General features: G+C 38.8%; 8 protein-coding genes. 4 read left to right on the top strand and 4 right to left on the bottom strand.

Annotated features, from left to right (window positions below):
- Positions 1-9: 9 nt before the first annotated feature.
- The 3 genes from ACJJVU_RS01415 to ACJJVU_RS01405 all read left to right on the top strand — a co-directional run bounded on the left by ACJJVU_RS01415 (position 10) and on the right by ACJJVU_RS01405 (position 3,843).
- Positions 10-2,340 carry a penicillin-binding protein 1A gene (locus ACJJVU_RS01415; protein ID WP_405221504.1) on the top strand — a complete coding sequence of 777 codons (2,331 nt, stop codon included), beginning with the start codon at positions 10-12 and terminating at the stop codon, positions 2,338-2,340.
- A 142-nt stretch (positions 2,341-2,482) separates the two neighbouring features.
- The gene (locus ACJJVU_RS01410; RefSeq protein ID WP_108877549.1) at positions 2,483-3,184 is read left to right on the top strand and encodes a CoA transferase subunit A; all 702 of its coding nucleotides are present in this window, start codon (positions 2,483-2,485) and stop codon (positions 3,182-3,184) included.
- 2 nt (positions 3,185-3,186) lie between these two features.
- Positions 3,187-3,843, top strand: coding sequence for a CoA transferase subunit B (locus ACJJVU_RS01405; RefSeq protein WP_298323187.1), 657 nt, complete (start codon positions 3,187-3,189; stop codon positions 3,841-3,843).
- An 815-nt stretch (positions 3,844-4,658) separates the two neighbouring features.
- Here ACJJVU_RS01405 and ACJJVU_RS01400 read toward each other — a convergent pair.
- Entirely contained in the window at positions 4,659-6,347 is a 1,689-nt protein-coding gene (locus ACJJVU_RS01400; RefSeq protein ID WP_405221500.1) for an ABC transporter ATP-binding protein, read from the bottom strand.
- Between the two features lie 349 nt (positions 6,348-6,696).
- Here ACJJVU_RS01400 and ACJJVU_RS01395 point away from each other — a divergent pair, with 349 nt between their 5' ends.
- The gene (locus tag ACJJVU_RS01395; RefSeq protein ID WP_405221497.1) at positions 6,697-10,662 is read left to right on the top strand and encodes a M36 family metallopeptidase; all 3,966 of its coding nucleotides are present in this window, start codon (positions 6,697-6,699) and stop codon (positions 10,660-10,662) included.
- 121 nt (positions 10,663-10,783) lie between these two features.
- On the opposite strand, the gene ACJJVU_RS01390 is transcribed toward ACJJVU_RS01395, so the two are convergent.
- From ACJJVU_RS01390 to ACJJVU_RS01380, 3 genes are all read right to left on the bottom strand, one after another.
- A complete protein-coding gene (locus ACJJVU_RS01390; RefSeq protein ID WP_405221494.1) occupies positions 10,784-10,981 on the bottom strand; it encodes a gliding motility protein GldL in 198 nt (65 codons plus the stop codon).
- A gap of 16 nt (positions 10,982-10,997) precedes the next feature.
- A complete protein-coding gene (locus tag ACJJVU_RS01385) occupies positions 10,998-11,714 on the bottom strand; it encodes a 3'-5' exonuclease (protein WP_405221491.1) in 717 nt (238 codons plus the stop codon).
- A 181-nt stretch (positions 11,715-11,895) separates the two neighbouring features.
- Positions 11,896-12,369 (bottom strand): methylated-DNA--[protein]-cysteine S-methyltransferase, encoded by a 474-nt coding sequence (locus tag ACJJVU_RS01380; RefSeq protein ID WP_405221488.1) that lies wholly within the window; start codon positions 12,367-12,369, stop codon positions 11,896-11,898.
- Positions 12,370-12,414: the final 45 nt, after the last annotated feature.

The following is a 12,414-nucleotide window of genomic DNA, read 5'->3' as shown; positions in this document are numbered from 1 at the left end:
AAGATCATAATGGCAAAACAAACACCTCCAAAAAAAGCTCCAAAAAAAAGCGAAGGAGATTACAGTAAATATATTTCTTGGTTTTGGCGACTATTTGCAGGAGGAGTCACACTAGCAATACTATTGTTTTTACTAGCAAGTTGGAATGTTTTTGGAACACTCCCCACCTTTGAAGAACTTGAAAATCCAGAAAGCAACCTTGCTACAAAAATAATCTCTGTAGATGGAAAGCAACTGGGTACTTATTATAATGAAAATAGGACTCCTATTAAATATGATCAATTACCGCAAAACCTTGTTGATGCACTAGTTGCAACAGAAGATGAGCGTTATTATGAGCACTCTGGTATAGACTTTAGAGGTACAGCCAGAGCGATGGCTTATCTAGGTAAAAACGGTGGTGCAAGTACAGTAACACAACAGCTTTCTAAGTTGTTATTTTCAAACCCTCCTAGCTCTACACTGGAGCGTCTTCTTCAGAAGGCAAAAGAGTATGTAATTGCAACAAGGCTAGAACGCCAGTATACAAAGCAAGAAATCATTGCGATGTATCTCAATAAATTTGATTTTCTTTTTAATGCTATTGGTATAAGTTCTGCCGCTCGTATTTACTTTAATAAAGATGTAAAAGATCTTGATTTGCATGAAAGCGCTGTTTTTGTAGCAATGCTTAAGAATCCAAGACAGTATAACCCATACCGTGAGATATCTAAGGAAAAATCACTAAGAAGGCGCAATCAAGTCTTCAAGCAGATGGAAGTAAACGGGATGATTACTACTGCCGAAAAAGATTCCCTCACAGCATTACCTATGGAAGTAAAGTTTACTCCAGAAGGACACGCAGATGGAACGGCAACGTACTTTAGAGAAAATCTTAAGAAATTTATGGCTTCATGGATTAAAGAGAATCCTAAAGGAGAAGATGCAGAGGGTAATACCACGTATTATAACATTTACCGTGACGGTCTTACAATAACTACAACTATAGATTCTCGTATGCAGAAAATGGCAGAAGATGCTGTTGCTGCTCACATGCCAAGATTACAAGCCGAGTTTGATAGACAAAACGAGAAAAACAAAACAGCTCCTTTTAGAGATATCGAAGAGGAGGATGTAGAGCGCATTTTTAATAATGCTATAAAGAGTTCATCTCGCTGGCGCAAACTTAAGGCGCAAGGAAAAACCGAGGCTGCAATTAGAAAATCATTTGATGTAAAGACAGACATGACCATTTTTACATGGGCAGGAGATGTAGATACATTAATGACTCCGCGTGATTCTATACGTTATTACAAGAAATTCTTACGTACAGGGATGATGTCTATGGTGCCTCAAACTGGAGAAGTGAGAGCATGGGTAGGTGGTATTAATATGAACCACTTTCAATATGATCACGTACAGTTAGGAAAACGCCAGGTAGGATCTACCTTCAAGCCTTTCTTATATGCAACTGCTGTAGATCAACTTCATTTATCTCCATGTGATACATTACCTAATACGCTTTATACAATACCTGCAGGGGCACACGGTAACACAAAGAATTGGACACCAGAAAACTCTGGAGGAGAGATGGGTGGTATGATTACTATGAAGGAAGCACTTGCTCAATCTGTAAATACAATTTCTGCGAGATTAATGGACAAGGTAGGGCCTAGACCAGTAATTGATTTAGTAGGTAAGCTAGGAGTAGATACAAAGGATATTCCAGTAGTACCTTCTATCGCGCTGGGGACAGCAGATTTAAGTGTGTACGAGATGGTATCTGCTTACGGAGCTTTTGCAAACCAAGGGGTGTATGTAAAACCACAGATTGTAAGTACCATACAAGATAAAAATGGAACTATTTTATACCAGCATGTTCCAGAAACTAGGGATGTGTTAAGTGCAGAGAGCGCTTATGTGACATTGCAGTTAATGGAAGGAGTAACGCGCTCAGGTTCTGGAGCAAGATTACGTCACACATGGCGTAAAGATGCAATATATCGCAATGCCGTAACGGGTTATCCATACGGGTTTGATAATGCAATAGCTGGTAAAACGGGTACTACACAAAATCAAAGTGATGGATGGTTTATGGGGATTGTCCCTAACCTTGTTACTGGAGTTTGGGTAGGTGGTGATGATCGTGCAGTTCACTTCCCAGGTATTGGTTATGGTCAGGGAGCAACAATGGCATTACCTATCTGGGGAATGTATATGAAAGAAGTATATAAGAATGAAGACTTGGAGATTTCTAAAAGCGAATTTTCAAAGCCTAGTAACTTAACAATCACAACTAATTGTGATGATTATAAGAGTTCTGGTGTAAGCGACGAGCTACCAGATGAGCTAGATTTTTAATAGTATAATACAGACATAATGATAAAGAGTGCGAGCAATCGCGCTCTTTTTTTTTGGATTCATTTTTAGATGTTCAATTACGCTTTCGCGAAAGCGTAATTTGATACAAAATCCGTACTTTTAGTACTTATAAACTAAGAATATGATAACAAAGAAAGTGACTGGAGTAGACGCCGCACTAGAAGGTGTTGAAAGTGGAATGACAATGATGCTAGGAGGTTTTGGTCTCAGCGGTATTCCAGAAAATTCTATAGCTAAACTAGTAGCTCTTGATGTCAATAATCTCACCTGTATTTCTAATAATGCCGGAGTCGATGATTTTGGACTAGGGCTGTTGTTACAGAAAAAGCAAATAAAGAAAATGGTTTCTAGTTATGTGGGTGAAAACGCCGAGTTTGAACGCCAGATGCTTAGTGGTGAGCTTGATGTAGAGCTTATACCACAAGGAACACTTGCAGAGCGATGCAGAGCCGCGCAAGCAGGATTTCCAGCCATATATACACCAGCAGGATACGGAACAGAAGTAGCCGAAGGAAAAGAAACGAGAGAATTTGACGGAAAGATGTATGTGCTAGAACATGCCTTTAAAGCAGATTTTGCTTTCGTAAAGGCATGGAAAGGTGACGCTGCAGGTAACTTAATATTTAAAGGGACTGCAAGAAACTTTAATCCCAATATGTGTGGGGCAGCTACCATAACTGTTGCAGAGGTGGAAGAGCTTGTGCCGGTAGGGACACTAGACCCTAATCAAATACACATTCCAGGGATTTTTGTACAACGTATTTTCCAAGGAGAAACGTATGAAAAGAGAATAGAACAACGCACCGTTAGAACAAGAGACTAATTATGGCTTTAGATAAAAATCAAATTGCACAACGCATTGCAAGAGAAGTACAAGATGGATATTATGTAAACCTAGGTATCGGTATCCCTACGCTTGTTGCAAACTATGTACGTGAAGATATTGACGTAGAGTTTCAAAGTGAGAATGGAGTGTTGGGAATGGGACCTTTTCCATATGATGGAGAAGAGGATGCAGATATTATCAATGCAGGAAAACAAACCATCACAACCTTGCCAGGAGCAAGTTTTTTTGATAGTGCTACTAGCTTTAGTATGATACGTGGTAAACACGTAGACCTTACCATTCTAGGTGCTATGGAAGTTGCAGAAAATGGTGACATCGCAAACTGGAAAATACCAGGTAAAATGGTCAAGGGTATGGGTGGAGCAATGGATCTCGTTGCAAGTGCAGAGAATATTATTGTAGCCATGATGCATACCAATCGCGCAGGAGAATCAAAGCTTTTGAAAAAATGTAGCCTGCCACTTACTGGTGTAGGATGCGTAAAAAAGATAGTGAGTAATCTTGCCGTACTAGAAGTTACCGAAGCAGGTTTTAAACTGCTTGAGAGAGCTCCAGGAGTATCTGTAGAAGAGATTCAAGCAGCAACCGAAGGAACGTTAATTATAGATGGTGATATCCCAGAAATGAAGTTTTAATATACTTCAGTTTAGTAAAACATAGTCTCCAATTATCTTACGACCATTAAAAATGGTTTTTTGAGATAGTTGGAGATTTTTATTTTAAAGAAACCTTGTGGTTGTATTCTCGTCTTAAGATCACACAGGTTTTACCCTTCTCAGGTTCTATTTTTTCTTCATAAACAATCCTTTGATTTGTGTGAGAGCATATGGATGCTCTAATAATAAATATGCTTTATTTAAAACGCTTCCCTCAAGATGGTTTTAATGAGCTCTATATGACTATTTATCAGTTGTTAAAAATGTAGAGCGCTTGCTCCTTGATTTTGCCTTAATAGAGAATATTCCTACATTTTGCACTGTGTTTTATCTACACAAATTAAAAGAGAGGTTTCCTAGCTTAAATTCGAAAAAATCTATTAATGACGTTTAAAAACTCAATATTTCGATGAAATACACAATATTTTAACATTACAGCAAATTTTCTTAATCAAAAGCCTTGCAGATGTGTAATTTTATAGTACTTTAGCAGTCCCCCAAATCAAGTAATTGATTTCGATTAAATGCTAAGTAAGTTCGTTAACGAACGTGGTAATTTAGTTTTATAGTATGACTTAAACGTATAAGAGTGTTTTAAGTTATGATTTGTTAGAAATCCGCGGGGGGAGCCCTGCGGATTTTGTTTTAAATCTCATTTGTCTTTCATCCCTACTATGGAAAAAATAACAAACTCCACGAGATCATTTGTCTCTGGTGTAAAACATGCTGCAGATTTTACCACAAATTGTGCTAGGCTAGCAAAGAAGGTATTTCTATTTATGATCTAGTAACGCTTACATTCCTTTTGGAATGGCATGAATAAGTTTTTGAGTATACTCCTTTTCTGGCTGTTCATAAATACGATCTGCATCTCCTATCTCTTCTACTTTTCCTTTATTCATAACCACTAGTTGGTCAGACATGTATTTTACCACAGCAAGATCATGCGAGATAAAAATGTAGGTAAACCCAAAATCTGTCTTGAGTTCATTAAGAAGATTAAGCACCTGTGCTTGTACAGAAATATCAAGCGCACTCACAGACTCATCACAAATAATTAATTTAGGGTTTACGGCAATCGTACGAGCAATCCCTATGCGCTGTCGCTGCCCTCCAGAGAACTCATGAGGATAACGATCATAATGCGATGCTTCGAGACCTACGCGTTCTAGTAACTCTAGCACGCGCTGTTTTCTCAAAGATCTAGAATCGTAAAGTTTATGGACTTCCATAGGCTCTATAATAGCTTGTCCTACAGTAAGCCTTGGATTGAGAGAGGCAAAGGGATCTTGAAAAATAATTTGTATTTCCTTTCTTAAACTTCTCAGCGCTGCTCCACGCATCTCATTAATAGCCATTCCTTTGTATAAAATGGTTCCTGCAGTCGCTTTATCTAATTGCAAGATGGCGTTTCCCAGGGTAGATTTACCACAACCAGACTCGCCTACTAGCCCAAGAGTTTCTCCCTCATAAATGGAGAATGAAACATCATCTACGGCTTTAAAAGCGATATCTTGAGCGAAGATTCCGGCACTAGAAAAGTATGTTTTTTCTACATTAATCACCTCTAGTAAAGGTGGTTGTGCATACAGATTTCTTAAATGTTCGGCTCTTTCAGATGTTGTTTCGGCTTTAGAAAGTGGTTTTTTATCTAGGTAATCTTTTATCGTTGGTAACTTTTTAAGACGTTCATCTAGAGACGGTCTTGCACTTAATAATGCTTTTGTGTACTCATGTTGTGGGTTTGAAAATAACGCTTTCGCGAAAGCGTACTCAACAATATCTCCTTTATACATCACAGCAACCCTGTCTGCAATCTCGCTCACTAAGGAAAGGTCATGAGAGATGAAAATAATACTCATCTGATTTTCTAACTGTAATTCCTTAAGTAGTAGTATAATCTCCTGCTGAACGGTAACATCTAGGGCAGTAGTAGGCTCATCTGCAATAAGAATTTTAGGCTTACAAGCGATAGCCATTGCAATCATTACGCGTTGTTTTTGACCTCCAGAAATCTCATGAGGATACGCGCGAAAAATCTTCTCCACACTAGGTAGTTTTACCTTTTGAAATAAGCGTAGCGTTTCTTCTTTGGCAGACTTTCGGTTGAGCGAAGTATGTTGTAAAAGAATTTCTACCACTTGCTCACCGCAACGCATTGACGGATTGAGACTACTCATAGGTTCTTGAAAAATCATGGAGATTTCATTACCTCGTATTTTCTGAAAATCCTTTTCACTAGTATCTAGTAATGATTGATTTTCAAAAACTATGGTGCCTTCAATAAGTGTGTTTTTCTTAGGTAAAAGCCCTAGAATGGCAAGTGATGACACACTCTTTCCAGACCCGGATTCACCCACAATCGCAAGAATTTCATTTTTATAAAGATCAAATGAAATGTTATGTATTACTTCTTGTACTTCCCCTTGCTGTTTAAAGGATATAGATAGTTGATCTACAGTAAGGATTTTTTGTGGCTGCATACTTCAAAAATACGATTTCTTACGGTCTGTTATTAAAAGGATACATCGCAATTTGTAACACAAAAATGAGCTTGATTTGAGACTTTTATGGTTATCATAATATTTCAAACATTATTAAATGTATTCAGCTATAGAAAATGAGTAGTTCTTGTTTAGGGATTCATCCAGTTCTTCACACAAATCGTATTTCTTAAAAAAATCTTAAAAATTTTTGTGTAGTTCGTCGAAAAGATTATGATTTCTTCAATGAAATGACGTCATTTACTGAGTAAGCATATAATTTTAGCAGAATTTTTGCTGTAAAATGTATTTTATTAAGATTTCCCTATAATTAATTTAAAACTACAGTATGAAGAAAATCTACTCCTTTTTCCTAATGTCATTACTATTAGGAACCACCGTTTATGCACAGACCAGTGTGGACGGAATCGTCCAAAATTATCTAAGTAGCAATGCAGAAGAAGTTGGCTTGAAGTCTACAGACGTTGCTCAATGGAAAATTACTGACATCGTACCTTCTCTCAATCCTGAAATACAGCACGTTTATGTAAAGCAAATGTATCAAGGTATTCCAGTACAAAACGGAACATACAAACTCACCGTAAGAGATGGTAAAGTTACCTACGAGATAAACCAGTTTGCAAAAGATGTTGCTCAAAAAGCTGCTGGAGCATCACTTTCATTGTCTCCAGAAAACGCAATCTTAAAGGTTGTAAATGCTCATAGTCTTAAGACACCAAGCAATCTAGGAGTTACAAAATCTTCTGGTAATCTTCTTGAATATGCAAATTCTGGAATAAGCTTAGAGCCTATCAAAGTAGAAAAAACATACCTAGCAATAGGTGATAAAATGCACCTCACTTGGAATGTATCTCTTTACCAACTTGACGCGCAGCACTGGTGGAATGTAAATGTAGACGCATCTACAGGAGAAATTCTCAAAACTACAGACTGGGTGATTTCTTGTTCTTTTGAAGATCCTAATCACACAGAGCATGGTCATACAACTACAGAAGAGCCAGTAGTAAATTATGGGCCGCGCAGTGCTGCTGAAGCGAGCTATAGCGCAGCTGCAGTAGGAGGAGGTTCTTATAACGTATTCCCGCTAGGGATTGAAAGTCCCAGTCACGGTAACCGTGTTGTCGTAACAGATCCAGCAAATGCTAATGCTTCTCCTTATGGATGGCACGACACAAACGGAGCTGCTGGTGCAGAGTTTACAACAACGCGTGGTAATAATGTACTCGCGCAAGATGATACTAATGGTAATAATGGAACAGGTACAAGTCCTAATGGAGGAAGTGCTCTTAACTTTGATTTTAGCCTTAATTTAAATAACACTCCGTCTACTTTCTTACCAGCAGCTACTACAAACTTATTTTACTGGAATAATATCATGCATGATGTATGGTACCAATATGGTTTTACAGAGGCGGCAGGTAATTTTCAAGAAAACAACTATGGTAAAGGCGGAGCAGGAAGTGATTCTGTAAATGCAGATGCTCAAGACGGCAGCGGGACTAACAATGCAAACTTTGCAACACCACCAGATGGTCAAAACCCTAGAATGCAAATGTTTTTATTTACTGGACCTACTCGTGATGGTGATTTTGACAATGTAATTATTGCACATGAGTATGGTCATGGTATTTCTACACGTCTTGTAGGAGGACCTGGTACAAACGCATTAGGAGGTTCTGAACAAATGGGTGAAGGATGGTCAGACTGGTTAGGTATGGTAATGACTATACGACCAGGAGATACAAGAGATACCGCGAGAGGAGTAGGAACCTATGCAATAGGAGAGCCTACAACAGGGGCAGGAATACGTCCTACGAGATATGCTACAGACTTTGCTGTTAATGGAACAACATACAGTGATGTTCCGGGATTAGTAGCACCACACGGAGTGGGGTATGGTTTTGCAACTATTCTTTGGGATATGACTTGGGATCTTATTGATCAAGAAGGATATGACCCTAATCAATACAGTGGTAATGGCGGTAATAACATCGCAATGTCACTAGTAATAGAGGGACTCAAAAACACTGCAAATAATCCAGGATATGTTTCTGGTCGTAATGGAATCTTACAAGCAGACCAAGATCTTTACGGAGGTCAGTACAACTGTTTAATATGGGATGCTTTTGCTAGACGTGGAGTAGGTGTAGATGCCGTAGAAAATAGCAACGGAGGAACAAACACAAATTCAGATCAAGTAGTATCATTTACAAGTGGATGTTCTGGACCACCAGCGCCAGTATCTTGTACTAGTACCGTAGCGTCGTTCCCGTATGCTGAAGGTTTTGAAAACACAATTGGAGCATGGTCTCAAGACACATCAGATAATATTGACTGGACAGTAAACTCATCTGGTACACCATCTTCTGGTACAGGACCAGCAGCTGCAAATGAGGGATCATTTTACATCTATGTAGAAGCATCTGGTGACGGTGCAGGATTCCCGACTAAGACAGCAACTTTAAATTCTCCTTGTTTTGATCTAACAGGAGTAAACGGAGCAGAAGTAACATTTAGTTACCAGATGACAGGTAGTGCTGTAGGGACTGTACGTCTTGAAGCAAGAGATGATGCAACGCAAACATGGGATGAATTATGGGTGCAATCTGGAGATAAAGGAGCGGCTTGGCTAGATGCAACCGTAAGTCTTGCATCTTATGATGGAGCCACACAATTACGTTTCCGTGCTACTACTGGAACTTCTTGGCAGGGTGATATTGCTATTGATGGCTTTGCTATTGATGGTACTGCTCCGGCAGATACTCAAGCACCTACTGCGCCTACTAATCTTGCAGTAACAGATGTTACTACAACATCTGTAGCTTTATCATGGACAGCAGCTACAGATAATGTAGCAGTAACAGCATACGATGTCTTCCAAGGAACTAATAACCTAGGAGAAGTAACTGCTACTTCGGCAAATATTACAGGTTTAGTAGAAGGAACTACCTATCAATTCACGGTTCGCGCCAAAGATGAAGCAGGTAATATTTCAGGAAATAGTAATACTGTAAGTGCGACAACTGATACTACTGCACCACCTAGTGGGTGTGTAGGTACAGCAAGTGCTCCATATAGTGAGAGTTTTGAGTCAGGATTAGGTCAGTGGTCACAAGCTACAGGAGATGATATAAATTGGACACGTGATGCTTCAGGAACGCCATCTAATAATACAGGGCCAAGTTCTGGAGCTGATGGATCTTTCTATTTATATGTAGAAGCGTCAGGTAATGGAACAGGTTTTCCTAACAAAAGAGCGATTATAAACTCACCTTGTTTTGATCTAACAGGAGAAACAGAAGCAAACTTTACCTTTGATTATCACATGTTTGGATCTACAGACGGTGGTCGTATAGATCTTGAAGCAAGTGCAGATGGAGGTACGACATGGATAAGCCTATGGAACCAAACTGGAAACCAAGGTAACCAGTGGAATGCTGTAACAATCAATCTTGATGGATACACTGGCGGAACAGTGCAATTACGTTTCAACCGTATTACTGGAAGTACATGGCAATCTGACGTTGCTATTGATAATGTAGTACTATCTGCTGGAGGGGGAGGAGGTGACACAGGAGCGCCATCTGGATACTGTGCATCAAATGGAAATAATACTAATGATGAGTATATACAACGTGTACAAATAGGAAGTATTAATAATGCAACCGGAGCATCTGCTGGCGGTTACGGAGATTTTACAAACCTTTCTACAACATTAGGAAGTAGTAATACAATCACAATTACTCCAAGATGGACGGGAACTATATACAATGAGGGATACGCAGTATTTGTAGACTGGAACCGTGATGGAGACTTTACAGATGCAGGAGAGACCGTATACACGAGAGCAGCAACATCTGCTACTCCAATAACAGGAACATTTAGCGTGCCTTCTGGAGCATCTCAAGGAGCAACGAGAATGAGAGTCTCTATGAAGTATAATGGGATCCCTACAGCTTGTGAGAGCTTCCAGTATGGAGAAGTAGAGGATTATATTGTAAATGTGGTAAGTAGTGCTGGATTTGGAGCAAATGATGCTCAGAGCAGTCTAACCGAAACAGCAGGAAGTGGAGAATTCTCTATATTCCCTAATCCTGTAACTCGCGGAGAACTTTCAATTAACTTAAACGGCACAGAAGCAACCGCTGTGACTATCTATAATTTATTAGGTCAGGTAGTACACAAAGGTAATTTTGAAAACACACTTGATGTTTCAAGATTAGAGACTGGTGTTTATATTCTTGAAGTGGAAACTGCAACTACAAAAATGGTAAAACGTTTTATTAAGAAATAGTGTTCATTTCTTAGTGTAGTAGACTATAAATAAAAGCCCGATATCAAATTGATATCGGGCTTTTTCTATGTGAATAATTATGCTTTCGCGAAAGCGTACTCAACTTAATAAAACAACATTATCACTTATTGAGAAATTTCTTAAATTCTTCTGTGGTGTATATTTTCCAGATACCTAGTATTCCTGCAATGAGCTGTAAAAACGTACCGCCACTTAATAATTCTGGAGCAAACTGCCAGTGTAATATTTTAAACATGGCACCTAGTACTGTACAGATAAGTCCTGCTATAAATATTGCTAAAATGTGTTTTACCTTCATGATGAGTAGTAACTAGTTATACAGAAATGATTTCACTCTCTTCGAGTAGTTTCTCATTGCGCAGTCTCAATACAATTTGAGCAACAGCAACGGTATCTTTTTCACAATATACTACAATACGTTTTATATCCTTTTCTTCGTAGTAGACTGCCCTTACTTGGCTGCCGTCTATATCGTCCTTAGGAGAAGGGATGCCGAGTATTTTTGTGAGCAGTTTTAAGGAGGTGTAGTGTTTATAATCTCCAAACTTCCATAAATCTAAGGTGTCAATGTGAGGTATCTCCCAAGGTTTTTTCCCAAAGAGGTTAAGCTTATGAGGCAATGTAACGCCATTTATAATCATCCTACGAGCGATATATGGAAAGTCAAACTCCTTACCATTATGAGCACAAAGAAGATGCTGTTTGCCATTAAAATGTGTTTCTAATAGGGTTTTAAAATTATTAAGGAGGAATGCTTCATCATCTCCGGCAAAAGAGGTGGTTCTAAATCTTTTGCCTTCCACACTAGCGTTGAAGTAGCCTACAGAGATACATACGATTTTTCCAAATTCTGCCCAGATTCCGGCACGCTCATAAAAAGCTTCTGGTGTATGCTCGTCTTTGCGTAAATATTTTGTTTTATCTGTATAAAGTAACTTTTCAGTTTCATCTAGATCATCATAAGAAGCATGCTGAGGTACGGTCTCAATATCAAGAAAAAGAATATGTTCTAGTTGTAACGTATCTATCATTTGTCTATTTGGTTAATTTCAAGCCTAAAGCCTTATTTAATGATGTTAAAATACAATAAAATGCTAATTGGCAGTGGTTTATGTATTTTGAAATTTGCAATTAGGTTATCCGTAAGATCATTTTCGGTAGATACATATTAGTTTTTTTTGCTTTCGCGAAAGCGAGATTTAAAGCATTACCTCAAAACAATGAGCCCTGAAGAACGGGACTTTCATGTGCTAATAGCCATTTTTTTCGATGCAATCCGCCAGCATAACCAGTAAGAGAGCCATCGCTGCCTATTACCCTGTGACAAGGAATTATTATAGAAATGGGGTTTTTGCCATTTGCACTTGCTGCTGCGCGTATGACCTTAGCATCACCCAGCTGTTTTGCCATGGCGAGATACGAGGTAGTCTTCCCAAATGGTATCGTCTCTAACTCCCTCCACACTCGACGTTGAAAATCTGTTCCTAACGGATCAAGCTTTAGAGAAAAAGTAGTGCGCTCTCCCGAAAAGTATTCTTGAAGTTGGGTGGCAGCATCCTCCAGTACATCTGGAATTGTAGAAGAAGGCGTTACATCTGTTTCGATAAATAGCACAGAACTCAGACCATCGCTGGTGCCTTCTAGCTGTAATAATCCCATAGGTGTAGCTATAACTGCGTGTTCCATTATCTCAAATATACCATTTAAGAAGTTGTTTATCTTACTACCAAT

The organism is Dokdonia sp. Asnod1-B02, from assembly GCF_045063955.1.
Taxonomy (GTDB): Bacteria; Bacteroidota; Bacteroidia; order Flavobacteriales; family Flavobacteriaceae; genus Dokdonia.
Note: the sequence above shows the minus strand (reverse complement) of the source record. Positions and strands in the feature narration are given on the sequence as shown.